The sequence below is a fragment of the Streptomyces acidiscabies genome (assembly GCF_020010905.1).
In the GTDB taxonomy this organism is placed as follows: Bacteria; Actinomycetota; Actinomycetes; order Streptomycetales; family Streptomycetaceae; genus Streptomyces; species Streptomyces acidiscabies.
In genome coordinates, this window is sequence record NZ_JAGJBY010000001.1 from 181,354 (window position 1) to 206,483 (window position 25,130).

The window sequence follows — 25,130 nt, forward strand, 5'->3', positions numbered from 1 at the left end:
TGAAATGTCGCCGCAAAACACAGCGGCGTCACCGTGTTCAGGTCACGGTGACGCCGCTGCGGGGGGAAGCACCTGAGCGATCTTTTACGACGGGGGAATCGCGTCAGGCACTGCGGGGGGTGGCTGAAACGGTCCGCGAGGTGGGGGGCTCCGCGTCCGTCAGCCTGTGGTCTCGTCGATCAAGGTTCACAAAAATCATTCCGTACCGGATGGCACACTGCACCGGCTGCGGCGCACCACGGGGCCGCCGCAGACACCGGTACGCCCGCACGTCACCGTCCTCGTCCCGCGTAACCACCACCGGCTCACCGAACACGGCCACCATCAGCGAGTCGCCGCTGTGGGGAATGGCGGTGACCAGGTCGATGAAGTGCCAGCCGGAGCGGTAGGCGGTGGCCATTTCGCGGCGGAAGGAGCGGTCGTCGGGCGGGGTGGTCATCTCAGTCAGTCCCACCTGGTGTCTTGGGGGTAAACGGACGCATCATCGATAGCGACCACAGCCCGATCGCTGCCCGCCTTGTGCACTCCGCTCTTCGCACCGGAGGGACCAGCCAGCGCCCCAAAGGCAACAACGACAGAGAAAGCAGTCACAAGTATCGAGCGAAGCACTCTCTTACTCATCGCCAGCTTCGTCCTCACTTGATGGTCCCCTCATTCCCCCGTCTGATACGACGATGGCTCATTCAGGCACGTCCTGGCCACACGATAGGTGCATCATGTTCCTGCATGTTCAGGACCCTGGGGGGTGGAGATTTGACAACAAATGGGACTAAGGGCACACATCCCCACTCGGTGGCGGAGCTTTGCGCAGAGGGAAGCCGCCTCTACGCGAACGCACTGCGCGTGGGACGCATCCCGCGAGCGGAAGTGGAGTCCGCACCGTGCCTGATGGAGTTCGCCCTGCTCCACCCGGATCCGGACGACGCCAGCTGGCTGCGTCCGGTTCCGCCAGCAGTAGCGCTCGCCCATCGCCTCAACCCCATCGAACGCGAGATCACGGAACAGCGACGGATGTCGATCTCTCTCGCCGAGGCATTCGAACCGTTTCTTGCCCTCAGCGCCCAGGAGGCAACACCCACCCACTCGATCACAGTGCTCGAAGGACTCGACCGCATCAACGCAGCCCTCGACCTGGCTACAGCGCAGTGCCAGACCGAGGTGCTAACCGTCCAGCCGGGCGGGCATCGCAGCCCCGAGAATCGCCTGCTCGAAGCGCTGGAGCGCGACAAGCCACTCATCGAGCGTGGGGTAAGCATCCGAACTCTCTACCAGCACACAGCGCGCTACCTACCCGACCGGCTGGCTTACGTAGACCAGTTCACAGACGGCAAGGTTGAATATCGAACCATTGACGAGCTGGTCGAACGTCTCATCATCTGCGACGAGGCGGTGGCCTTCATCCCTATCCGTGACGACCGCCAGGTCGCCTTGGAACTCCGCCACCCTGGCCTCGTCCGCTATCTGATCAAAGTATTTGAATTCATGTGGAATCGCGCGGTTCCTCTGAGCGCAGGCACGCCCTACGAAACGGCCCCCGACGGATTCACAGACATCCAGCACTCCATCGCCAAGCTCCTCATCGAAGGCCACGTAGACGAAGCCATCGCCCGCCGTCTCGGCATGAACGTCCGCACCTGTCGCGCCCACATCGCTAAGCTCGCCACAGCCCTCGGCAGCGGCAGCCGTGCCCAGCTCGGCTACCTCATCGCCCAGTCCGGAATCCTGGACAGGGAGCAATGAGGTGACGTGGAAGCACACCGTCACAGCACCGAGGAAGCGCGCGGGGAGAACCTCGCGCCCTGTGCACGGGCGCTGAGCGGGCCCCGTACGCACGGGGCGGAGGTCGAAGCCCTCCCCCACCCGGCCAAGCCCTCCGCACCGCTCCAGCCCCTCCCCAAGCGCAAGCAGGGGCACAAACACAAGCACCGGCCCCCCACCTTGGCGGAACCTCCCGCCCCCGACCGGATCGACAACGCGATCAGGCAGACCACGCCCGGCTCCTCAACCGAGCCCCTCCCACCGAAGGCGCCCCGGGACGGCCGTACGCGCCCCCTGCACCAGCACACGACGCCCCAACCCCCCAAGGCCACCCAGCACCTCTCACCCGACGGTGCCCCGCCCCGCCGACGAGCCTCCGCCGCACTCCTGGCCGAAGGCCGCACGGACGCCGCCATCGCGCCCCGTCCCGGCACGAACATCCGGACCCCCCGCGAACACCCCTCGGCACAGAGCCACCCCCAACTCGGTTACCGCACAGGCGAGTCCGGAGTCCTTGAGCAGAAGGAAACCGACACATGACGGTGCCCCACCCACCCCACGGCGTGGAGGACCTGTGCGAAGCGGGCCTGGAGCTGTACACCCGCGCACTACGCGAGGACCAAGTCCCGGCATCCGAAGCGGAGTTGCTGCCCTGCACGCTCGAAGCAGGCCTCCTGCAACCGGACTTCGAAGACGTACGGCGGATGCGGCCGGTCCCCCCCGTCCTCGCCCTCGCCCGCCTCCAGCGCGCCGCCGACGACGACATCGCCCGGCGCCGCAGGCAGAGCACACAGCTCGCGGAGACCTTCGAACCGCTCCTCGCGCTCGCCCTGCCGGACAGCGGCGGCACGAAGACCTCCGGCATCCACCTGCTCAGCGGCGTCAACCGCATCAACTCCGCGATCTCCGCGACGATGGCCACCGTCTCCGGCGAACTCCTCACCATCCAGCCCTCCCCCGACCGCCACCCGAGGACGGTCGGCGTGGCCCTGGAACGCGACCAGGCGCTCTTGGACCGGGGCGGCCGGATCCGTACGCTCTACCAGCACACCCAGCGCCACATCCCTGAAACCCTGTCCCGTTACGAGCAGTTGAGGGGCGACGTCGAGGCGCGCACGCTCGACGAGGTCACCGACCGCCTCATCCTCGTCGACCGCGCGGTCGCCTTCATCCCGGCCGGCACGGACCGCTCCCTCGCCCTCGAAGTCCGCCACCCGGCCCTCATCACGTACTTCGCCACCACCTTCGACCGCCTCTGGCGCCTGGCCACCCCCATGCACCCCCGTTCCCCCCACCGCACCCCCCTGACCGGCATCACCCCCCGCCAACGCGCCATCGCCGCCCTCCTCGTCGAGGGCCACACGGACGCCGTAATCGCCGACCGCCTCGGCATGAACATCCGCACGGCCCGCGTCCACATCGCAAAGCTTGCCACCACCCTCGGCAGCGACAGCCGGGCCCAACTCGGCTACCTCATCGCCGAGTCCGGGATCCTCAAGCAGAAGGAAGCCGAAGAATGACCGCGCCGCACGTGCCCCATGGAACGGAGGAACTCTGCGCGCCGGGGGCGGAGTTGTACGAACGGGCGCTGGAGGAGGGGCACATACCGGCCGTGGAGGCGGAAGCGGCGCCCTGTCTGGTGGATGCGGGACTGCTGCACCCCTCCGTGGACAGCCTGACCCGGCTGGAACCGCTCTCCCCCACCGTGGCCCTGCACCGCATGCTCCGCCGGTCGGCCCGCCGCATCGCGGACGAACGCCAGCGGGAGGAACAACTCACGGAGATGTTCGGGAAGTTGGTGAGGCTCGCCCCGGACCCGCCGCCGGCGGAGACTCCGATGCTCACGATCCTCAGCAGCAAACCCCGCATCAACCAGGCCATCACGGAAGCCATGGCGGAGGCGACGCAGGAAATCCTCACCATCCAGCCCAAGACCAACCTGCACAGCGCCCCCGCAGAAGCCGCCCGCGCCGTATCCGTCCCCAGAGACCAGCAAGCCCTCGACCGAGGCTGCCGCATCCGCACCCTCTACCAGCACACCATGCGCAACGCCCCTTCCATCAAGGCCCTTCACGAGCGCCTGCACGGCGACGCCTCCTGCCGGACGCTGGACGAGATCACGGACCGGCTGATCGCCGTGGACGGCGCCGTCGCCTTCATCCCGGCGAACGAGGACAACAGCCTGGCGCTGGAGGTCCGGCACCCGGCGGTGGTGAAGTACTTCGTGACGACGTTCGACCGCCTGTGGCGCCTGGCGACGCCCCTGTACCCCGAACCGGCGGTCCAGCACCCGGTGTTGGACACGGTCACCCCCCGCCAGCGCACGATCGCCGCCCTCCTCGTCGAGGGCCACACGGACGCCGTAATCGCCGACCGCCTCGGCATGAACGTCCGCACGGCCCGCGAACACATCGCCAAGCTCGCCACCACCCTCGGCAGCGACAGCAGGGCCCAACTCGGCTACCTGATAGCACGATCCGGCATCCTGGACGGGGAGGGGAACGAGCGGTGAGCCACCAGGAACACGGCGGGCAGCGAGCTGTACGGCCGTGCGCTGCACGAGGGCTGGATCCCGGCCGGTGACGCCCAACCGGCCCCGTGCCTCGTACAGTTCGGCCTGCTGCACCCAACGCCCCACGATCTGGCCCGACTTGAACCGGTCGCCCCGGCAGTGGCCCTGCACCGCCTGCTCGACTCAGCCGAGAACCGCATCGCGGAGGAACGCCGCCGCGAGGCCGAACTGGTCGACGCCTTCGAGCCGTTGCTGCGGATCACCGCCCCGCAGCAGTCGTACGGCACCCCCGCCCTCCGCGTCCTGAGCGGCACCGAGCGGATCAACCAGGCACTGGACGAGGCCCTCCTCGGCGCCACCCGCGAACTGCTCAGCGTCCAGCCGCACACCCCCTACAGCCGTGAACGCGTCGAACGCGCCCGGGCCGTGGCCATGCCGCGCGACCAGGCGCTCCTCGACCACGGCGGCCGTATGCGCACCCTCTACCAGCACACCCAGCGCCACTCGCTGGGCGTGCTCGGGTACACGGAACAGCTCAAGGGCGACGTGGAGTGCCGGTCCCTCGACGAGGTCACCGACCGCCTGATGATCGTGGACCGGACCGTCGCCTTCATCCCCGCGGACGACGACGGCCGGCTCGCCCTGGAGATCCGCCACCCCGCGCTGATCAAGCACTTCGTGACGACGTTCGACCGCCTGTGGCGCCTGGCAACTCCCATGCATCCCTTGCCTGTTGCTCCGCGCCCGTCCCCGGACGGCGTCACCGCGCGGCAACGCGCCATCGCCGCGCTGCTCGTGGAGGGCCACACCGACGCCGTGATCGCCGACCGCCTCGGCCTCAACATCCGCACCGCCCGCGAACACATAGCCAAACTAGCCGCCACCCTCGGCAGCGACAGCCGGGCCCAACTCGGCTACCTCATAGGCCAGTCGGAAATCCTTGACCGGGAAGACTGACACCTTTCCCGGGCCCCTCCCCGTACATCCCCCCACCCCCCACCAACCCGACCTGAGCGATCCGCACACCCAACTGCGTACGGCTGGCCGCCCCTAACGTCTCGGAAAGCCGGGCGATATGGGCCCGGCAGGTCCGGACGCTGATCCCCAACCTCTCCGCGATCACCGCGTCCTGATGCCCCTCGGCAAGCAACGCCGCGATGGACTGCTCGCGATGGGAGACGCCCTCGACGGTCGGCGCGGGAATGGCCGCGGCGAGCGGGATCGCGAGCCGCCACAGGCGCTCGAAGACCGTGACGAGGTACGTGATGAGGGCAGGGTGACGCAGTTCGAGGGCCATCGTGCGGTCGGGGTTGGCGGGGATGAAGGCGACGACCCGGTCGAAGACCATGAGCCGGTCGGTGACCTCGTCGAGGGTGCGCGCCTCGACCGCGTCCCCCATCAAGTCCAGGTAGGTCAACAGCCCTTGGCCGTGCCGGGCGACGTGGTTGTACAGGTCGCGCATCCGAACTCCCCGCGCCCGCAAGGACATCGCCCGGTGCAGCCCCTCGGAGAGCTCGTGCTCGCGCCGGATCCCGCCGGGCTGGACGGTCAGCACCTCGGTCGTACACGCGTCGGTCGCCTCGTCGAGCGCCGCCTGGATCCGGGACGCCCCGTCCAGGACGCGCAGCGCCATGCCCTCGCCGGAGACGCTGACGGGGCCGCCGAGCCCGGCGTACCACTCGAAGGCGGCGACCGCCGCGCCCATCCGGCGCCGGCTCGCGCTGACGTCGTCGTACAGGCCCCGCAGGAGCCGCGTCATGACCTCCTGCGGCGCGGTCGGGACGAGCCAGTCCATGTCGTCGGGATCGGGGTGCAGCAGGGCGAGTTCGAGGAGACAGGGCACCGGTCCGGCGTCGGCGCGCGGGATGCGGCCACGGCGCACGGCGCGGGAGTAGACCCGGTCACCGGCCTCGCACAGTCGGTCGGCACCGTGCGGGGGGTGCTCCGTCCCGTGCCCGGTCATCGTCCATCCCACCCCCGCAGTTTGCTCTTCCGCAGCGCAACTATGCGGGGCGTCCACCCGGCTCCGCAACACGGCGCCCTCGGTCACGCGACCTGAAATCCCCCGGTATACGGCCGTTTCGACCCGCCTCCGCCCCTCGCACTGCAACAAGCTGACGGTGGTGCACCGTACCCACTCACGGCAGGGTGGAACCGCTCCACCCGGGCTGCCGCTCGCCCGGGAGACCCGGCCGGACGCTCCCCGTCCGGCCGGGTCCACCACGCGCGCACGAAGACGCCCGGCAGGAGCCTCCACGCCCCGCGTACGCCCCGGGTACTACCCGGGTACGACGACACCCCGGCGTCCTCCCCGCAGTACGACGCAACCCTCCCCCGCCGTACCCCTCCCCACCCCCGCCCGCACCCCGCACAATCCCAGGTATGGCGAACCGAGGCACACCAGAACCCTCCCACCCGATCACCCCCCTACGCCGCCTCCCGGCCCTACTGGCCCTCCCCCTCGTCCTCCTCGCCCCCGCCCTCCTCACAAGCTGCGACACAGGCTCCACCCCCGGCACCGCACCCAACGCCACCCCCAGCCCCCAACTCCCCTCCCGCCCCCACCAGGACGGCCACCTCGTCTTCACCGTCCTCTCCCTGCGCTGCGGCATCCTCGGCGTCACCGGAACCCACAGCGACGCCATGCCCGACGGCCAGTTCTGCGCGGCCAGACTCCGCGTCGACAACCCCAGCGGCGACTTCCACCCCTACGCCGTGAAGGACCAGCGCCTGGAGGGCGCGACCGGCCGCGCGGCCCGCCCCGACAGCTTCGCCATGGCCGTACGCCGCCAGCACGAGTCGATCTCGATCGGCGGCCACTCCCTCGTGGAGGTGGAGCTCTGGTACGACGTACCCCGCGACGCGAAGATCACCGGCCTGCGGGTGACCGGCGACCGCGACCCGGCGAGCTGGATGGCGACGACCCCGGCGGCACACGCCCCGGACGGCCTCCTGATCCCGATGAAGCCGGTGCTGGACAGCTAGCCCCGAAGTACCCCCGGTACCCCCTACTTGAGGTTGACCGCCTCGCAAGCCGCCTCGAACTTCGCCGTGCAGATCTGCCCGACCGTGTAGATCCCGTCCGCCACCACCGTCTGCTTCACATTGCTCTTGGTCAGCGCGACCACGGTCACCAGCTGCGCCGGGATCTTCTTGTTCGTCGGGCTGTCCACCCGGTCCCGCGTCAGCGAGTCGAACTTGATGTCCTTGCCCTGGATCTTGGCGACGGCCATCTCCGCGGCGGCGGCGGCCATCTGCGGGTACGGCTTGTAGACGCTCATGAACTGCTTGCCGGTGATGATCCGCTGCACGGCGGGCAGTTCGGCGTCCTGCCCGGTGATCGGCGGCAGATCGGTGACCCCCGCCGCTTCGAGCGCCTTCAGCGCGCCCCCGGCCATCGCGTCGTTCGCGGAGTACACCCCCGCGATGTTGTTCTTGCCGATCCGCTGGATCGCCTGCGCCATCTCGGACTGCGCGAGGGCCGGGCTCCACTCGTCGGTGTCGTAGGTGGCCGCGACGGTCACCCGCCCGTCGATCTCGGAGAGCGCGCCCGCCTTGAACTGCCCGGCGTTGGGGTCGGTCGGCGAGCCGTTGATCATGACGATCTTGTCGGCGGTGCTCGCGTTGTTGATCGTCTCGACGAGGGTGCGCCCCTGCACCTGCCCGACGAGTTCGTTGTCGAAGGAGACGTACGCGTCGATGGGCCCCTCGGCGAGCCGGTCGTAGGCGATGACCGGGACGCCCGCGTCCTTGGCCTTCTCGACCGTGCCGGCGATGCCCTTGGAGTCGACCGCGTCGAGGAGGATCAGGTCCACCTTGTCGCTGATCATCTTCTCCATCTGCTGGACCTGCGTCGCCGCCTTGGCCCCCGCGTTCTGGTAGATCGTCTTGCCCTGCTTGTTCGTGAGCTGGGCGATCGTCTTCTGGATGATCGGGTAGTCGAACTGCTCGTACCGGGTGTTGGTCTTCTCCGGCATGAGCACGCCGACCGTGAGGTCGTTGCCCTTCGTCGGGCTCGCGTCGGCCGTGTCCCCCGTCGCGTTCAGCATCCCGCATCCGGCGAGCGAAAGGGTCATCGTCGAAGCGACGACGGATATGGCGATACGACGCATGCGGGGGCTCACTTCAGGTGACGTTCCGGACGTGGGTACGGCGACTTCCAGGACCCAGGTACTGAGAGCCAACGCGGCCCGCTCCCGCAGAGTCAAGAAGAATCACTTAACGAGATGGCAACATCACACTGCGCTCAAGTAACGACAACACATGGAGACGACTCCTCAGCCTTCCCCAACTCCCTTCACACCCCCGCCACTTGGAAAGCACGAAAGGGCCCGGAGTCATGAACTCCGAACCCTTTCACGGCGTTTCGTCCACCCTTGACCGATCTCGACCGTGTCTCAGTCCTTGGGCTTCTTCGGCCGCCAGACCACCAACGCGCTGGTCTGCTGCACCTCCTGGTACGGCACCAGGTCGCGCCGGTACGACGCGTGCACCGCGGCCTCGCGCTGCTGCATCGTCGCTGCGGCGCCGTCGAGCGCCGACTCCAGCTCCGCGACCCGGGACTGGAGCGCGGCGACCTGGTTCTCCAGCTCGATGATCCGCTTGATGCCGGCCAGGTTGATGCCCTCGTCCTGCGACAACGCCTGCACGGTACGCAGGAGTTCGATGTCGCGGGCCGAGTAGCGGCGGCCCCGCCCGGCCGTGCGGTCCGGGGAGACCAGGCCGAGACGGTCGTACTGCCGCAGGGTCTGCGGGTGCAGACCGGAGAGCTGGGCCGCCACCGAGATGACGTAGACCGGGGTCTCCTCGGTCAGTTCGTACGGGTTGCGCCGGCGGCCGTCCATCACTCTCATGCTCCCTTCGCGGCCTCGAACAGCTCCGCCCGCGGGTCCTCGCCCGCGGTCGCCTCGCGATACGCCTCCAGTGCGTCACGAGCCTTCCCCGTCACGTCCTTCGGGACACTCACCTCGACGGTGACCAACAGGTCCCCGCGAGTGCCGTCCTTGCGGACCGCGCCCTTCCCGCGCGCACGCATGGTGCGCCCGTTGGGCGTGCCCGGAGGCAGCTTCAGGGTGAGCGCGGGCCCGCCCAGGGTGGGCACCTTGATCTCCCCGCCGAGCGCCGCCTCCGCGAACGTGACCGGCACGGTCACCGTCAGATTGTCGTCCTTGCGCCCGAAGACGGGATGACTTCCGACATGGACGACGACGTAGAGGTCACCGGCGGTGCCGCCCCGCTCGCCCGGACCGCCCTTGCCGCGCAGCCGGATCCGCTGCCCGTCCGTCACCCCTGCCGGGATGCGGACCTGCATCGTCCGCGAGGACTTGGCCCGGCCGCTGCCGTGACAGTCCTCGCAGGGCTGCTCGGCGATCAGGCCGCGCCCCTTGCAGTCGGGGCACGGGTCGGTGAGCGAGAAGCCGCCGCCCGAGCCGCGCGCGACCTGCCCGGTGCCGACGCAGGTCGGGCACACGCGCGGCGTGCCGTTCTTGTCGCCGGTGCCCGAGCACGCCTTGCAGGCGGCCTGGGAGGTCATGCGCAGCGGGACCGTCGCCCCCTCGATGGCCTCGGTGAAGCTGAGGGTCACCTCGGTGTCGATGTCCTGCCCGCGCCGGGGCTGGGTACGGCCCGCGGTCGTGCCGCCCCGGTTGAACAGGCCCCCGAAGACGTCCCCGATGCCGCCGCCGAAGCCGCCTTGGGAGCCGCCGCCCGCGCCCCCTCCGAAGAGGTCGCCCAGGTCGAAGTTGAACGAGCCGCCGCCCGCGCCCGGACCCGGGCGGAAGCCGCCGTTGCCGAACAGGGCGCGCGCCTCGTCGTACTCCTTGCGCTTCTTGGGGTCGCCGAGGATGTCGTTCGCCTCGGAGATCTCCTTGAAGCGCTCCTCGGCCTTGGCGTTGCCCTTGTTCGCGTCCGGGTGGAACTCGCGCGCGAGCTTGCGGTACGCCTTCTTGATCTCGGCCTCGGTGGCGTCCTTGGGGACGCCGAGGACCTTGTAGAAGTCCTTCTCGATGAAGTCCTTGGTGCTCATCCCCGACGCACCCCCTTCCGCTCGTCGTCCGTGTCAGCCCTCCTCAGGGCCGTTGTCCTTCTCCTCGCCGGCCTCGTCCTCGGCCTTGACCGTCTGCGCGCCGGGCTGCGGTTCGGCGACGGCCACCCGCGCGGGGCGGATGGTGCGCTCGCCGATGCGATACCCCGGCTGGAGAATCGCCACGCACGTCGTCTCTGTGACGTCCGGCGCGTAGCTGTGCATCAGCGCCTCGTGGATCGTCGGGTCGAAGGGCTCGCCCTCCTTGCCGAACTGCGTCAGACCCATCTTGGCGGCGGTGGTCTCCAGCGACTCCGCGACGGACTTGAACCCGCCGAGCAGTTCGCCGTGCTCCCGCGCGCGGCCGATGTCGTCGAGGACCGGCAGCAGTTCGGTCAGGAGGTTCGCCACGGCGATCTCCTTGACCGCGATGCGGTCCCGCTCCACGCGGCGGCGGTAGTTCTGGTACTCGGCCTGGAGGCGCTGGAGGTCGGCGGTGCGCTCGCCGAGAGCCGTACGCACCTGGTCCAGCTGGGCCACCAGACCGGCTGTCTGGTTCGCGTCCCCGGCCGGGGCCGCCTCCTCCTCGGGGGCGGCGGCCTTCGGCTCGGCGTCTTCAGGGGCGCCGGAGGGGACGTCGGGCTTCTCCTCGAAGCCCGGGGTCTCCTCCGTCACGCGGCACCACCCTTGGGCTTCTCGTCGTCCACGATCTCGGCGTCCACGACGTCGTCGTCGGCCTTCGCGTCACCCGCCGGGCCTGCTTCGCCCTGGGCGGCCTGCGCGTCCGCGTACATGGCCTGGCCGAGCTTCTGGGAGACCGCCGCGACCTTCTCGGTGGCGGTGCGGATCTCGGCCGTGTCGTCGCCCTTGAGCTTCTCCTTCAGCTCGACGATCGACGCCTCGACCTCGGTCTTGATCTCGCCCGGGACCTTGTCCTCGTTGTCCTTGAGGAACTTCTCGGTCTGGTAGACGAGCTGCTCGCCCTGGTTGCGCGCCTCGGCGGCCTCGCGGCGCTTGTGGTCCTCGTCCGCGTACTGCTCGGCCTCCTGGCGCATGCGGTCGACCTCGTCCTTCGGCAGCGAGGAGCCGCCGGTGACGGTCATCTTCTGCTCCTTGCCCGTGCCGAGGTCCTTCGCGGTCACGTGCATGATGCCGTTGGCGTCGATGTCGAAGGAGACCTCGATCTGCGGGACACCGCGCGGGGCGGGCGGCAGGCCGGTCAGCTCGAACATCCCGAGCTTCTTGTTGTACGCCGCGATCTCGCGCTCGCCCTGGTAGACCTGGATCTGCACGGAGGGCTGGTTGTCCTCGGCGGTGGTGAAGATCTCGGAGCGCTTGGTCGGGATCGTGGTGTTGCGCTCGATGAGCTTCGTCATGATGCCGCCCTTGGTCTCGATACCGAGGGACAGCGGGGTGACGTCGAGCAGCAGGACGTCCTTGACCTCGCCCTTGAGGACACCGGCCTGGAGGGAGGCGCCGATCGCGACGACCTCGTCCGGGTTGACGCCCTTGTTGGCCTCACGGCCCCCGGTCAGCTCCTTGACCAGCTCGGCGACGGCCGGCATACGCGTGGAGCCACCGACCAGGACGACGTGGTCGATCTCGCTGAGCGCGATGCCGGCGTCCTTGATGACGTTGTTGAACGGCGCCTTGCAGCGCTCCAGGAGGTCAGCGGTGAGCTGCTGGAACTGCGCGCGGGTCAGCTTCTCGTCGAGGTGCAGGGGACCCTCGGCGGAGGCGGTGATGTACGGCAGGTTGATCGACGTCTCGGAGGACGACGACAGCTCGATCTTCGCCTTCTCGGCGGCCTCGCGCAGACGCTGGAGGGCCATCTTGTCCTTGCCGAGGTCCACGCCGTGGCCCGACTTGAACTGCTGCACCAGGTAGTCGACGACGCGCTGGTCCCAGTCGTCACCACCGAGGTGATTGTCGCCGTTGGTGGCCTTCACCTCGACGACGCCGTCGCCGATCTCCAGCAGCGAGACGTCGAACGTGCCGCCACCGAGGTCGAAGACCAGGATGACCTGCTCGTCCTTGTCGAGGCCGTACGCGAGCGCGGCGGCCGTCGGCTCGTTGACGATGCGCAGGACGTTCAGGCCCGCGATCTCGCCGGCCTCCTTCGTCGCCTGGCGCTCCGAGTCGTTGAAGTACGCCGGGACGGTGATGACCGCGTCGGTCACCTTCTCGCCCAGGTACGCCTCCGCGTCCCGCTTCAGCTTCTGCAGGATGAACGCGGAGATCTGCTGCGGGTTGAAGTCCTTGCCGTCGAGCTGGATCTTCCAGTCCGTGCCCATGTGGCGCTTCACGGAGCGGATGGTCCGGTCGACGTTGGTGACGGCCTGGCGCTTGGCCACCTCACCGACGAGGACCTCACCGTTCTTCGCGAAGGCGACGACGGACGGCGTGGTCCTGGCGCCCTCTGCGTTGGTGATGACGGTGGGCTCGCCGCCTTCAAGAACGCTGACGACGGAGTTAGTCGTGCCCAGGTCGATGCCGACCGCACGTGCCATGGTGATCTTCCTCCAGCTGACTTGAGTGGAACAGGCTCAAGTGTGCATCACCCGCCCAGCCGAGTCAACAGAGCTGAGTCACACAGACTCAACTCTTATCCGTTCCTTACACGCATGGCAGCCTTGACCTGCGACGACTCAGGCTTCCGAGGCGCCTGAACATGCGCACCAGGGGTGACTCCAGAGACCTGCGGGGGCTTCCGCCGAGGCTTCGAAAGGCTCAAGAGGCGGTGTACGAGGGTGAGTCGCCGCCCTCCCGGATCACCGGGCGCGCGCCGGGGCCGCCGTACGCCGGGCCGCTCGCCCAGCGTCTCCCCCGCACGCCTCGGCCGCACCCCGTACACGCGCACGCGCAGCAGCCCCGCCGTTGCCACCGCTACGACGGCCGCCACCCACAGCACCGCCGAGACGCCCGTCCGGCCCGCGTGCACGAGCCCCCCGACCAGGACACCCCCGAAGGCCGCCGCGCCGATCAGGACGACCGCCCCCCGGTCCGTGACCCCGAGGCGGCGCAGCCGGTGCGCGAGGTGGTCCGGCGCCGGTCTCAGCAGCGGCCGTCCCGCGCGCCTGCGCGAGAGGGCGACGAGGACGACGTCCAGGCTCGCGACCGCCGTCAGCGCGAACAGCGCGCCCACGCCGGTGAGGGCCCCGCGTTCCGCGCACGCGCGCACGGCGACCGCGGCCGGCAGGAACCCGGCGAACAGCGCACCCGACGTACCGAGCCCCACGCGCGCGTGCGGCCAGTTGTGCATCAGGAAGCCGGTCAGAGCCGCCGCGAGGACGCTCAGCAGGACGGCGGGCCCGTCCATCACCTCGGCGGCTGCACAGACCCCGGCGCCGAAGGCGGTGACGACGCCGACCGTCCCGGCGACGCCGTCCGCGTGGTCGAGGCTCCGGAAGGCGAGGGCGACGAAGACGACCCACCCGACCGCAACGACGCCCCCTAGGACGCCGATCGCGTCATAAGGGATCACGAAGGCCGCCGAAACGGTCGTACCGAGCACAAGGAAGCGGTTCTTCAGGCGCCACAGGTCGGCGGCGAGACCGAGCAGGGCGACGGCGCCGGCCGCGACGAGGAGCACGCCCATGTCGGGCCCGAGGGGAGCGAGGCCGGTGCGGTCCCCGAGGGCCGCGATCCCACAGGTGGCCGCCACCACCGCGGGCCCCCCGGACAGCGGCACCCTTCGCACCCGCTGCCACCGCTCGACCAGCCCCACGCGCAGCGCGGGGACACGGAGCAGGGCGGCCAGGAGAGCGGCCAGCGCGAGCGCGGAGGTGGCGGCAGCGATTCCATAGAGCACAGTGACAAATTAGTCACAAATGTAGCAATTAAGTACGAATGACATGAACGGAACGACCCCTGAATCACATGACCGGTCTTCGACCCCTTCCGGACGTTCCTAGCCAAAAACAGTCGTGCCCTTTCGCATCTCGCGCCCTACGGTGAGCCATCGACCGATCACACGACCGGGGCGGGGGCGCCATAGGGGGGCGAAGACCGGTGCGGGACGAGCCGCCGGACGACCGTCCGAACACCCACAACAGCGCGAGCGGCGGCGTCTTCCACAGCCCAGTCGTCCAGACCGGCCAGGTCCGCGACGTGCACATCCACCAGGGCGCTTCCAGGAAGCCACCGTCCCGGCCCCGGCTCGTCGCGCTCGTCGCCGTCCTGGCATGTCTGGCCGGAGCCATCGCGGCCGTGTCGCTCGGCGGCCTCCTGGAGGGCCGTACACCGTCCGGCACCGCCTCCCCCGCCCCCGAGAGCGGCCACTTGTACGCGATCAGCAGCAAGGACGCCACGGTGTGGTCGTGGAGCAGCCGTACGGGGTGGACGCAGATCGGTGGCACCCCGGCCGGGGAGATCGCCGCCGGACCCGCCGGACTCTTCGCCACCAACCCCGTGGACGGCCGGATCTTCCGCTACGGCGACGCGGGCGGCTGGGAGTCCGTCGGCGCAGGAACGGACGGCCAGACCTTGGCGGTCGGCGACCACCTCTGGGTCCGCGACAGCGGGGCCGTACGCCAATGGGACCCGCGCACGCGCGCGTGGACGACGGTACGGAACGGTCCGACGGCCCAGATCTACGGCGGCCCGGCCGGACTGTTCGCGACGGAACCCGCCGGTGAGCACGCGCTGACGCGCCGGGAGCCGGACACCGGGAAGTGGCTCCTCACCGGACGTGGCGCGCTCGGGTTCGCCGTGGGCGAGCGGCTCTACGGGCTGAGCCGGATGGACCTGCGCGTCTACCGCTGGAACGGCTCCGGCGGGGTGGACGACTGGACCCCGCTCGGCGAGGCCGAGTTCGACGGCGTCCACGCGGGCGGCGCCGGCCTGTTCGCCACCCGCGACGGCCGGCTCTTCGCGTACGACGAGGTGTCCGGGCGCTGGCGCGGCACCGGTGACGCGGCCGGCTCCGGCGCGGCGTACGCGGTCGCGGCCGACCATGTCTACCGCCAGGACTCCGAGGGGGTCTGGCAGTGGACGGGGACGGCGCGACGGGAGGGGGCATGGGTCAGGATCGGTACGCCTGCGGCGGGACTCGCGGCCTCGGGGTGAACCCGTCGTCGTACTCGCGGGGTAACGCGGTAGTACTCACGAGGGACCCCGGCGGCCTTATTACCACCCGTCCTGAGGCAACCCTCAGCGATCCAGATCACTCCGCGCCCGGCTACAGTGCGACGGGGAACACGGGGTACCCTCGGACGGACTGAATAAGTTACCGCTTAGTAACTCCGCTCTCCTTCTCGCAGGCACGAGGAGCCCCCATGCAACTCGCCGCGATCATCGTGTCGCTGGTCCTGATCGTGGTCGGCGTGGCCCTGTTCGCGCGCGCCCTGCTACAGATCTACAACTTCATGCGCCTCGGCCAGAACGTGCCGGCCGGCACCCGCACCGACGAACCCGCACAGCGCACCCTGACCGTCGCCAGGGAGTTCCTCGGCCACACGCGGATGAACCGCTGGGGCATCGTCGGGGTCGCGCACTGGTTCGTCGCCGTCGGCTTCTTCTCGCTGCTGCTGACGATCGTCAACGCCGTCGGCCAGCTCTTCCAGGCCGACTGGCTGCTGCCGGTGGTCGGCGAGTGGGCGCCGTACAACGTCTTCGTCGAGTTCATCGGCACGATGACCATCCTCGGCATCCTCGTCCTGATCGTCGTCCGCCAGCTGAGCCGACCGGACAAGCCGGGCCGCAAGTCCCGGTTCGCCGGCTCCAACTTCGGCCAGGCGTACTTCGTCGAGACGGTCATCCTGATCGTCGGCGTCTGCATCTTCGTGCTGCACGCGCTGGAGGGTGCCCAGCACCACGTCGACAGCTACGAGGCGTCGTTCTTCATCTCGTACCCGGTGGTGTCGTGGTTCGAGGGGATGGACCTCTCCACCCTCCAGAACCTCACCTACTTCTTCGCCGGCCTGAAGATCGCGACGTCCTTCATCTGGATGATCACGGTAGCTCTCAAGACCGACATGGGTGTCGCCTGGCACCGCTTCCTCGCGTTCCCGAACATCTGGTTCAAGCGCGACGCGAAGGGCGGCACGTCGCTCGGCGCGCTGCTGCCGATGACGTCCGGCGGGAAGCCGATCGACTTCACCGACCCGGGCGACGACGACGTGTTCGGCGTCTCGCAGGTCGAGCAGTTCTCGTGGAAGGGCCTGCTGGACTTCTCCACCTGCACGGAGTGCGGTCGCTGCCAGTCGCAGTGCCCCGCCTGGAACACCGGCAAGCCGCTCTCGCCGAAGCTGCTGATCATGTCGCTGCGCGACCACGCGCACGCCAAGGCGCCGTACCTGCTCGCGGGTGGCGGCAAGACGGCCGAGGGTGAGGAGAAGGCGTCCGAGGAGCAGCTCGCATCGGTCCCCGCCGCCGCGCTCGCCGAGGCCGAGCGCCCGTTGATCGGCACCGCCGAGGAGAACGGCGTCATCGACCCCGACGTCCTGTGGTCCTGTACCACCTGCGGGGCATGCGTCGAGCAGTGCCCGGTGGACATCGAGCACGTCGACCACATCGTCGACATGCGCCGCTACCAGGTGATGATCGAGTCGGCCTTCCCCTCCGAGGCGGGCACGATGCTCAAGAACCTGGAGAAGAAGGGCAACCCCTGGGGGCTCGCCAAGAAGCAGCGCCTGGAGTGGCTGAAGGAGCTGGACTTCGAGGTCCCGGTCGTCGGCAAGGACATCGAGGACCTCTCCGAGGTCGAGTACCTGTACTGGGTCGGCTGCGCGGGCTCCCTGGAGGACCGGGCGAAGAAGACGACCAAGGCGTTCGCCGAGCTGCTGCACATCGCGGGCGTCAAGTTCGCGATCATGGGCGGCGACGAGAAGTGCACGGGTGACTCGGCGCGACGCCTCGGCAACGAGCCGCTGTTCCAGGAGCTCGGCATGGAGAACGTCATGGCGCTCAACATGGCGTTCGGCGAGGAGATGGACGACGACGGCAAGGTGACGCCGGAGTCGAAGAAGCCGAGGTCCGCGAAGAAGATCGTCGCGACCTGCCCGCACTGCCTCAACACCATCGGCAACGAGTACCCGCAGCTCGGCGGCGACTACGAGGTCGTGCACCACACGCAGCTGCTGCAACTCCTCGTCGACGAGGGCAAGTTGGTGCCGGTGACGCCGGTCGAGGGGATCATCACGTACCACGACCCCTGCTACCTCGGGCGGCACAACAAGATCTACACGCCGCCGCGCGAGATCATCGCGAGCGTCCCGGGCCTGCGCAACGAGGAGATGCACCGGCACAAGGAGCGCGGCTTCTGCTGCGGTGCCGGTGGCGCGCGGATGTGGATGGAGGAGCGGATCGGCAAGCGCATCAACAACGAGCGTGTCGACGAGGCTCTTTCCCTCAACCCCGACATCGTCTCGACGGCCTGCCCCTTCTGCCTCGTCATGCTGACCGACTCGGTCAACGGCAAGAAGAACGAGGGCAAGGCGAAGGAGTCCATCACGGTCGTCGACGTCGCCCAGCTGCTCCTGGAGTCCGTGCGGACGCCGGTGGACCCGGCGGGGGCCGCGGAGACGGAGAACGCGCCGGAGCCTGAGCCGGTGAAGTAGCTCCCCGGTAGTAGTACGGCTACGAGGGCGCCCCTCGCCTCCCTCCGGGGAGGTGGGAGGCGCCCTCGTGGCATGTCGTACTTGAGGCGTACGGGTACTAGGGGTCGGCCCCTTACGGGATGTCACAGGTCGGCCGCAAAGGGGTCCGGTATCCGTCCCCTCACCCACCTCACTCTCCGGGACCAGGTACGTTCGAAGGCGTGGCTGGATTCAGGATCGGACGCGGCGGCCGGGACGACCGCGCCCCGCAAGCGCGACCGCAACACCCCCCGAACAACGGGCAGCAGGGACCGTCGTACGGCACCCAGGGCCCCACGTACGGGCAGGGTGCTCCCTCCTACGGCCAGGGCGGCCCGTCGTACGGGTACCCGCCGCAGCCGTCGTACCCGCAGCAGCGGCCGTACGGCGCGCCGGGCGGCGGGCCCGGTGGCGGCCGGCAGGACGGCGGGAGAGGCGGCTCGGAGGAGCCGGAGTACTTCGGCGGCGGAGGGTACCCCCAGGGTCCCGGACAGGGACAGGGGCAGGGGCCTGGGCAAGGACCTGGTCGAGGACCGGGTCACGGCCAGCCGCAGGGCGCCCCGTACGACCCGTACGCCGCGAACAACCCCGGGCACACGCAGGCGTTCTCGGTCGACGACCACCAGCAGTACAACCCGGGCGGGACGTACCACGCGGGCTCCGCGCCGGCCGGTCCGGTCGGGCCCCGGCTGCCCTGGAAGGAGCTGCTGAAGGGGATCGTCACCGCCCCGAACCAGACCTTCCTCGTCATGCGGGACTACACGATGTGGGTCCCGGCCCTCATCGTCACGTTCCTCTACGGCCTGCTCGCCGTCTTCGGCTTCGACGGGGCGCGCAAGGACGCGATCGACGCGACGCTCGCGAACGCGATCCCGATCGTCCTGACGACGGCCGTGGCGATGGTGCTCTCGTCGTTCGTGCTCGGCGTCGTCACCCACACGCTGGCCCGCCAGCTCGGCGGCGACGGTGCCTGGCAGCCGACCGTCGGCCTCTCCATGCTGATCATGTCCCTCACGGACGCGCCCCGGCTGATCGTGGCGATGTTCCTCGGCGGGGACGCGCCGTTCGTACAGGTGCTGGGGTGGGCGACGTGGGTCGCCGCCGGCGTTCTGCTCACCCTGATGGTGAGCAAGTCGCACGACCTGCTGTGGCCGAAGGCGCTGGGCGCGTCCGCGATCCAGCTGGTGGCGCTGCTGTCGATCGTGAAGCTGGGTACGTTCTAAGTACTACGGGTATGACAGGGCCCGGCGTCACCACGACGCCGGGCCTTCGTGGTCGTACCCGTCTAATACCTCGGTCCCGAGCCGACCCGAGGCTATGAGCGGAACGTCCGGCGATAGGTGTCCGGGGGTACCCCGACCGTACGGTTGAAGTGCCGCCGCAGCGTCGTCGCGGTCCCCATACCGGTAGCCGCCGCGATGGCGTCGACGACGTCGTCCGTGGTCTCCAGCAACTCCTGTGCACGGCGGATGCGTTGGGTCAGCAGCCACTGCAACGGAGTGGTGCCGGTCACCGCCCTGAACCGGCGGCCCAGATGCCGCGAGCTCATCCCGGCCTGCCGGGCCAGGTCCTCCACGGTGAGCGGGTCGCCGAGGCGCTCGATCGCCCACGGCAGCAGCCCGGCGAGCGGATGGTCGTCCCGGGCGGGCACCGGAGCGGCCACGAACTGCGCCTGCCCACCCGCCCGGTGCGGCGGCACGACCAGACGGCGGGCGACGGCGTTGGCGACGGCCGTACCGTGGTCGAGCCGGACGAGGTGCAGGCACAGGTCCAGCGCGGCGGCCTTCCCGGCGGCGGTGAGCACGCTGCCGTTGTCCACGTAGAGCACGTCCGGATCGACCTCCACCTGCGGGTACCGGGCGGCCAGGGCGTCGGTGTGCGCCCAGTGCGTGGTCGCCCGCCTGCCGTCCAGCAGACCGGCGGCGGCCAGCACGAAGGCTCCCGTGCACAGCGAGGCCACACGCGCCCCCGCCTCGTGGGCCGCCCGCACCGCGCGGACCAGCTCGGCGGGCGGTTCCTCGTCGGTGTCCGCCCAGCCGGGCACGATCACGGTGTCGGCGTACCGGAGCCGGCCGAGCCCCCGGTCGGGCTCCAGCCGGAACCGGCCGAGCCGCACGGCGTCCGACCCGCACACCTCGACGTCGTACCAGGGAACGGTCACGCCGGCCGGAGCGGCGCCGAACACCTCGTACGCCAGGGACAGTTCGAAGTGCAGCATCCCCTTGGTGACGGCCAGCGCCACGACGGTACCCATGTCCGAAAGTGTACGGGGCACGTCGTTCCAGACACTCACACCGAGGCTACCCGCCCCGCCAGGATGGTCGTAACGGATCAAGCACGGGGGAGAAACCCATGGGTCAGGGACAGACAGTGACGGTGTTCGGCGCGTACGGGCACACCGGACGCTTCGTGGTGGCACACCTGCGGGAGCGTGGCTTCGTCCCGATCCTCTCCGGCCGCGACGAGGGCAAGCTACGGGCGGCGTCCAGCCCGGGCCTGGAGGTCCGCCCGGCGTCGGTCGACGACCCCGCCTCCCTCGACCGCGCCCTGGCCGGCGCCGACGCCGTGATCAACTGCGCCGGCCCCTTCGCGGTGACCGCCGCGCCGGTGATCGAGGCGGCCCTGCGCGCCAAGATCCCGTACGTCGACGTGGCGGCCGAGATCGAGGCGAACCTCGACACGTTCACCCACTTCGCGGACCGCGCCCGCGCGGCGGGCGTGACGGTCGTCCCCGCGATGGCCTTCTACGGCGGCCTCGGCGACCTGCTGGCCACCGCCGCGATGGGCGACTGGACGGCGGCCGACGAGGCGGAGATCGCGTACGGCCTGAGCAGTTGGCACCCCACGCCCGGCACCCGCACCGCGGGCACGGTCTCCGGCGAGCGCCGGGGCGGCCGGCGGGTCCGCTACACGGGCGGGCGGCTGGAGTACCACGACGACGCGCCGACGCTCCTGAAGTGGACCTTCCCCGACCCGATGGGCACCAGGGAGGTCGTCGGGGAGTTCACGATGGCCGACGTGGTCACCGTCCCCCGCCACCTCGCCATCCCCGAGGTGCGCACCCACATGGCGAGCGAAGCGGCCCGGGACCTCTCGGCCCCGGACACCCCGGCGCCGTCCCCCGCCGACGAGGACGGACGGTCCGACCAGACCTTCCTCGTCGACGCCGTCGTACGCTCCGGCGACGCCGAACGGCGCGCCGTGGCGAGCGGCAGGGACATCTACGCGGTCAGCGCGCCGCTCGCGGTGGAGGCGGTCCACCGCATCCTCACCGGCCGGACCCGCACGACCGGTGTCGCCTCCGCCGGCGAAGCCTTCGACGCGCCGGGGTTCCTGCGCGCGCTGTCCCCGCACATCACCTTCGAACTGCTCCCGGAGCAGACCGCGCGGTGAGCGGTCGTACGGCGGGGTCGTACGTGGTCAGCCCGAACCGGAGTCGGAGGTGTCGGACGCCGCCTTCGCGGCCCGGCGGTACTCGGCGTTGATCCGCTGGGCTTCCTCCAGCTGGTCCTCAAGGATGACGATCCGGCACGCGGCGTCGATCGGGGTCCCCCGGTCGACCAGCTCGCGGGCGCGCGCGGCGATCCTCAGCTGGTAGCGGGAGTACCGGCGATGTCCGCCCTCCGAACGCAGCGGAGTGATCAGCCGGGCCTCACCGATGGCCCGGAGGAAAGCGGGGGTGGTGCCGAGCATTTCGGCGGCCCTGCCCATGGTGTACGCGGGGTAGTCGTCGTCGTCCAGACGATCGCCGAGCGGAATATCTGCTGCCATGTCACCTCGTTGTGCAACGCGTCGAGGGGCCCTGGTGCCGTACGGCACCAGGGCCCCGAGGGGAATTCAACACCATCTGCCGGCCCTCATGCTGCGCCGGCCTTCTGTTTCCGCTTCCCGGCCCGGCAAGGGGAGGGGTGCGGGGATCGCGACTGCGTGACCGGGGACCACCATCCAATCCGGGGTCTTGCGGCACCCGGACCGAGTCCGGCCGGGCGATCCTGATGGCGTCTGCTCCTCCGTTCTTCCTCTGGACCAATCACTGGGTGAAGGGGTACTGCTACCTGGCAGTTCGTGTCTGCCAGGTCTCTCTGACTTCGTCTACGAGAAGAAGAGTAACCACACGAGGAGCCAATGTCTACTCCGGCGAGAACAGATTTTGGTGTCCAAGGGGCGCAGGCATCCTGGATCCCGCGGCGGCGGGTGGAAGAAGGCGGCGATACGACAGTGAGGGCCCTGCCGACGCGCGTCGGCAGGGCCCTCACTGAGCTTCTGGTGGCGGAGTCTTCACCTCACCAGGGGTGTCTCTTCACCAGGGGTGTCTCTTCACCAGGCGATGTCCCCGAGCAGCGCCGGCTCGGGCTGGGGCTGCTCGTGGCAGGTGAAGCCGAGGCGGGTCATCGCCCGGACGACCTCGCCGCTGCTGAAGTCGCGGCGGTCCTGCCGGGTGATGATCTGACCCACCTGCTTGACCGGGTAGCGGCGGCGGCCGATGGTCACGGACTCACCCGTGACGAGCTCGGGCGCGACGCCCTTCATCGAGGCCTGCACCCCGCTCTTGGTCAGCTCGAACGGGTATCGGGCGATGACACAGCGCATGATTCCTCACAGGGGAGTAGGGGCGACGAGGGGGATCAGCGGGCGAGGGCGAGGACGCCGTGCTCACCGAGGGCGCCGGACGAGGTGGACGCCCCGTCGAGAACGTCCCGCAGCCTGAGCCGGTCCGTGTACGCGGGGCTGTCGCGCAGTACGGCGAGCCGGGCCCGTGTGACGAGGCCCGTGCTCTGCTCGTCCCCGTCGCACAGGACGAGGTGATCGACACGCGCACCGGCCATGAGGGACAGAGCCACCTCGACGGTCATGTCGTCGCAGACCCGAGGTCCGGGAACCGTTCCATCGTGCTGCGTCCGAGCCGGCGTCAAGGTGCCTCCTGCGAGAAAGGGGTGGGCCTGTGATGTGCGAGCCGACGGCGTACGAGGGCGGGCCCGCGATTGTGTGGAAGCGGGCCCGCGGACAACGCGGCGCTAGGCCGCCGAGCCGTACCCGGTCCGCCGCTGCTGTGCCCTGCGAGGCGCCGCCTCACCACCGGGCCGCCCGCCGCCACCCTGCCCCCGGCGCCCACGACGCCCCCGGGACGAGGACACCGCGCCACGCGGCCGTTCCGCCTCCGGCGCGGTGATGACGACCGGCACACCGGACGGGGCCTGCGCACCGGTGATCCGGCTCAACTCCGCCTCACCCGACCGCACTTGGGCGATCTGGGGGGTGATGCCCGCCGAAGCCATCAGCCGGCTCACCTCGCGACGCTGGTTACGGGTCACCAGGGTGACGACGCTGCCGGACTCGCCCGCACGGGCCGTACGACCGCCGCGGTGCAGGTAGTCCTTGTGGTCGGTGGGCGGATCGACGTTGACGACCAGGTCGAGGTTGTCGACGTGGATGCCGCGCGCCGCGACGTTCGTCGCCACCAGCACCGTCACATGCCCGCTCTTGAACTGGGCCAGCGTCCGCGTGCGCTGCGGCTGGGACTTGCCGCCGTGCAGGGCCGCGGCGCGCACGCCGCTGCTCAGCAGGTGCTTGGTCAGCCGGTCCACCGCGTGCTTGGTGTCGAGGAACATGATCACTCGGCCGTCCCGCGCCGCGATCTCCGTGGTCGTCTGGTGCTTGTCCTCGTCGTGCACATGCAGGACGTGGTGCTCCATCGTGGTGACCGCGCCCGCCGACGGGTCGACGGAGTGGACGACCGGGTCGTGCAGGTAGTTCCGCACCAGCCGGTCGACGTTGCGGTCCAGGGTGGCCGAGAAGAGCATCCGCTGCCCGCCGGTACGCACCTGGTCGAGCAGCGCGGTGACCTGGGGCATGAAGCCCATGTCGGCCATCTGGTCGGCCTCGTCGAGGACGGTGATGGCGACCTCGTCCAGCCGGCAGTCGCCCCGGTCGATGAGGTCCTTGAGCCGCCCGGGCGTCGCGACGACCACCTCGGCCCCGGCACGCAGCGCACCGGCCTGCCTGCCGATGGACATCCCGCCGACGACGGTGGCGAGCCGCAGGCTCACGGACCGGGCGTACGGCGCGAGCGCGTCGGTGACCTGCTGGGCCAGCTCACGGGTGGGGACGAGGACGAGCGCGAGCGGCTGCCGGGGCTCGGCCCGCTTCCCCGCCGTACGGGCCAGCAGGGCGAGGCCGAAAGCGAGGGTCTTGCCCGAGCCGGTACGGCCCCGGCCGAGTACGTCACGACCGGCCAGGGAGTTCGGCAGGGTCGCCGCCTGGATCGGGAACGGTACGGTCACGCCCTCGTGGCCCAGCGTGGCCAACAGCCGCGCGGGCATGGCGAGTTCGGCGAACGCCTCGACGGCGGGAAGCGCCGGCGTGATCGTCTTCGGCGGCGCGAACTCGCCCTGTACGGCCTGCCAGTTTCCGTGGGGCCTGCTGGAGCGGTGCGGAGCGCCGGAGCGGCCACGGGAGTGAGTAGTTGTGCGCGTGCGATTCATGCGGAACCTTCCTTGATGTGGCGCGTATCAAGGAATTCCCGCAGCAGGTGAGCGGCGCAGAGAATTGCGAGAACGAGCCAGTACGACAGGGGATGCGCCCTGAAATGCAGCAAGCTGGGGCCCGCACCCCAAGGTGCGGGCCCCAGCTGCGAAGAATGCGTGCCGGTGATCAGGCGGGAACGATGTTCTCGGCCGTCGGGCCCTTCTGGCCCTGCGCGATGTCGAACGACACCTTCTGACCTTCCAGCAGCTCACGGAAGCCCTGGGCGGCGATGTTCGAGTAGTGGGCGAAGACGTCGGGGCCGCCGCCGTCCTGCTCGATGAAGCCGAAGCCCTTTTCCGCGTTGAACCACTTCACGGTGCCAGTAGACATATCTATTCTCCTTCGGAGACGGTGTCAGGAATTCACCCTGCGTGAACTCCGTGTCGCCGTGCTGATTAACCCGTCGGGAATAAACCTTCTGGCAACCACACCTGCAACTGAGATCGACAGTAGCACGGTCCGTTGGGCCTCGAAAGGTCAATAATTTCCGACCCGGCCGACGATCGAGGAATACTCGCCGCGTCCCGCGCCTATTTCTCATTCCACGGGAACAGATATTGCTCGCCGCGAGCGGGACCCTTCCTGCCCTGCTCCTCCACCCGCAGCGCTGTGACCTCCTCCGACGGGGTGTCCAGCGCTGCCGGCGGCGCCGGTGGCCGGCGCGGGGGCGACCACCCCGAAACTCCGCTGCCGCGCTGAAGGTCACATCTCACGCGGGGCGTGTCGCCAGTGGCTG

The 25,130-nt window shown here is 69.7% G+C and carries 24 protein-coding genes; 10 read left to right on the plus strand and 14 right to left on the minus strand.

The features are described 5' to 3' along the window. Positions 1-103: 103 nt before the first annotated feature. Positions 104-439: a Rieske (2Fe-2S) protein gene (locus J8M50_RS00700; RefSeq protein ID WP_010351513.1), complete on the minus strand. Its 336-nt coding sequence runs from the start codon at positions 437-439 to the stop codon at positions 104-106. Positions 440-753: 314 nt separating this feature from the next. Between J8M50_RS00700 and J8M50_RS00705 the strand changes: the two genes are divergently transcribed. From J8M50_RS00705 to J8M50_RS00725, 5 genes are all read left to right on the plus strand, one after another. After that, on the plus strand, positions 754-1,740 hold the full coding sequence (locus tag J8M50_RS00705) for a helix-turn-helix domain-containing protein (protein ID WP_075661381.1): 987 nt from the start codon (positions 754-756) through the stop codon (positions 1,738-1,740). A 6-nt stretch (positions 1,741-1,746) separates the two neighbouring features. Next, complete coding sequence (locus J8M50_RS00710) at positions 1,747-2,298, plus strand: hypothetical protein (protein WP_010351515.1); 552 nt, start codon at positions 1,747-1,749, stop codon at positions 2,296-2,298. After that, positions 2,295-3,278, plus strand: a complete 984-nt coding sequence (locus J8M50_RS00715) for a helix-turn-helix domain-containing protein (protein ID WP_010351516.1) — start codon at positions 2,295-2,297, stop codon at positions 3,276-3,278. Before J8M50_RS00710 ends, J8M50_RS00715 begins: the two co-directional genes overlap by 4 nt. After that, complete coding sequence (locus J8M50_RS00720) at positions 3,275-4,270, plus strand: helix-turn-helix transcriptional regulator (RefSeq protein WP_010351517.1); 996 nt, start codon at positions 3,275-3,277, stop codon at positions 4,268-4,270. The genes J8M50_RS00715 and J8M50_RS00720 overlap by 4 nt, the downstream gene beginning before the upstream one ends. 159 nt (positions 4,271-4,429) lie before the next feature. After that, positions 4,430-5,227 (plus strand): helix-turn-helix transcriptional regulator, encoded by a 798-nt coding sequence (locus J8M50_RS00725; RefSeq protein WP_010351519.1) that lies wholly within the window; start codon positions 4,430-4,432, stop codon positions 5,225-5,227. Here J8M50_RS00725 and J8M50_RS00730 read toward each other — a convergent pair. Then, complete coding sequence (locus J8M50_RS00730; RefSeq protein ID WP_010351520.1) at positions 5,190-6,233, minus strand: helix-turn-helix transcriptional regulator; 1,044 nt, start codon at positions 6,231-6,233, stop codon at positions 5,190-5,192. The two genes, J8M50_RS00725 and J8M50_RS00730, sit on opposite strands and share 38 nt — an antisense overlap. Before the next feature lie 419 nt (positions 6,234-6,652). Between J8M50_RS00730 and J8M50_RS00735 the strand changes: the two genes are divergently transcribed. Beyond that, positions 6,653-7,255, plus strand: coding sequence for a hypothetical protein (locus J8M50_RS00735; RefSeq protein WP_010351521.1), 603 nt, complete (start codon positions 6,653-6,655; stop codon positions 7,253-7,255). A gap of 23 nt (positions 7,256-7,278) precedes the next feature. Here J8M50_RS00735 and J8M50_RS00740 read toward each other — a convergent pair whose 3' ends face one another. The 6 genes from J8M50_RS00740 to J8M50_RS00765 form a co-directional block, all read right to left on the minus strand. Further along, the gene (locus J8M50_RS00740; protein ID WP_029183541.1) at positions 7,279-8,382 is read right to left on the minus strand and encodes a sugar ABC transporter substrate-binding protein; all 1,104 of its coding nucleotides are present in this window, start codon (positions 8,380-8,382) and stop codon (positions 7,279-7,281) included. Positions 8,383-8,667: 285 nt separating this feature from the next. After that, entirely contained in the window at positions 8,668-9,114 is a 447-nt protein-coding gene (locus J8M50_RS00745) for a heat shock protein transcriptional repressor HspR (protein WP_010351523.1), read from the minus strand. 5 nt (positions 9,115-9,119) lie between these two features. Further along, positions 9,120-10,295: a molecular chaperone DnaJ gene (dnaJ, locus tag J8M50_RS00750; protein ID WP_010351524.1), complete on the minus strand. Its 1,176-nt coding sequence runs from the start codon at positions 10,293-10,295 to the stop codon at positions 9,120-9,122. A gap of 33 nt (positions 10,296-10,328) precedes the next feature. Next, complete coding sequence (gene grpE, locus J8M50_RS00755) at positions 10,329-10,967, minus strand: nucleotide exchange factor GrpE (RefSeq protein WP_010351525.1); 639 nt, start codon at positions 10,965-10,967, stop codon at positions 10,329-10,331. After that, positions 10,964-12,802, minus strand: a complete 1,839-nt coding sequence (gene dnaK / locus J8M50_RS00760) for a molecular chaperone DnaK (protein ID WP_010351526.1) — start codon at positions 12,800-12,802, stop codon at positions 10,964-10,966. Before dnaK ends, grpE begins: the two co-directional genes overlap by 4 nt. 95 nt (positions 12,803-12,897) lie before the next feature. Further along, a complete protein-coding gene (locus J8M50_RS00765) occupies positions 12,898-14,103 on the minus strand; it encodes an MraY family glycosyltransferase (RefSeq protein ID WP_010351527.1) in 1,206 nt (401 codons plus the stop codon). 200 nt (positions 14,104-14,303) lie between these two features. Here J8M50_RS00765 and J8M50_RS00770 point away from each other — a divergent pair, with 200 nt between their 5' ends. The 3 genes from J8M50_RS00770 (at position 14,304) to J8M50_RS00780 (ending at position 19,092) form a co-directional block, all read left to right on the plus strand. Continuing rightward, a complete protein-coding gene (locus tag J8M50_RS00770; RefSeq protein ID WP_010351528.1) occupies positions 14,304-15,359 on the plus strand; it encodes a hypothetical protein in 1,056 nt (351 codons plus the stop codon). A 209-nt stretch (positions 15,360-15,568) separates the two neighbouring features. After that, positions 15,569-17,851: a (Fe-S)-binding protein gene (locus J8M50_RS00775; protein WP_010351529.1), complete on the plus strand. Its 2,283-nt coding sequence runs from the start codon at positions 15,569-15,571 to the stop codon at positions 17,849-17,851. 119 nt (positions 17,852-17,970) lie between these two features. Continuing rightward, the gene (locus tag J8M50_RS00780; protein WP_040835617.1) at positions 17,971-19,092 is read left to right on the plus strand and encodes a Yip1 family protein; all 1,122 of its coding nucleotides are present in this window, start codon (positions 17,971-17,973) and stop codon (positions 19,090-19,092) included. Positions 19,093-19,184: 92 nt separating this feature from the next. On the opposite strand, the gene J8M50_RS00785 is transcribed toward J8M50_RS00780, so the two are convergent. Then, a complete protein-coding gene (locus J8M50_RS00785; protein WP_010351531.1) occupies positions 19,185-20,123 on the minus strand; it encodes a helix-turn-helix domain-containing protein in 939 nt (312 codons plus the stop codon). Positions 20,124-20,221: 98 nt separating this feature from the next. Here J8M50_RS00785 and J8M50_RS00790 point away from each other — a divergent pair, with 98 nt between their 5' ends. Then, a complete protein-coding gene (locus tag J8M50_RS00790; RefSeq protein ID WP_010351532.1) occupies positions 20,222-21,262 on the plus strand; it encodes a saccharopine dehydrogenase family protein in 1,041 nt (346 codons plus the stop codon). Positions 21,263-21,289: 27 nt separating this feature from the next. Here J8M50_RS00790 and J8M50_RS00795 read toward each other — a convergent pair whose 3' ends face one another. The 5 genes from J8M50_RS00795 to J8M50_RS00815 form a co-directional block, all read right to left on the minus strand. After that, positions 21,290-21,640, minus strand: coding sequence for a helix-turn-helix domain-containing protein (locus J8M50_RS00795; protein WP_010351534.1), 351 nt, complete (start codon positions 21,638-21,640; stop codon positions 21,290-21,292). 546 nt (positions 21,641-22,186) lie between these two features. Next, a complete protein-coding gene (locus J8M50_RS00800; RefSeq protein ID WP_010351535.1) occupies positions 22,187-22,459 on the minus strand; it encodes an SCO5918 family protein in 273 nt (90 codons plus the stop codon). Between the two features lie 35 nt (positions 22,460-22,494). Continuing rightward, positions 22,495-22,722: a hypothetical protein gene (locus J8M50_RS00805; protein ID WP_010351536.1), complete on the minus strand. Its 228-nt coding sequence runs from the start codon at positions 22,720-22,722 to the stop codon at positions 22,495-22,497. 162 nt (positions 22,723-22,884) lie between these two features. Next, positions 22,885-24,351: a DEAD/DEAH box helicase gene (locus J8M50_RS00810; protein ID WP_010351537.1), complete on the minus strand. Its 1,467-nt coding sequence runs from the start codon at positions 24,349-24,351 to the stop codon at positions 22,885-22,887. A gap of 169 nt (positions 24,352-24,520) precedes the next feature. Then, positions 24,521-24,724 (minus strand): cold-shock protein, encoded by a 204-nt coding sequence (locus J8M50_RS00815; protein WP_010351538.1) that lies wholly within the window; start codon positions 24,722-24,724, stop codon positions 24,521-24,523. Positions 24,725-25,130 lie beyond the last annotated feature (406 nt).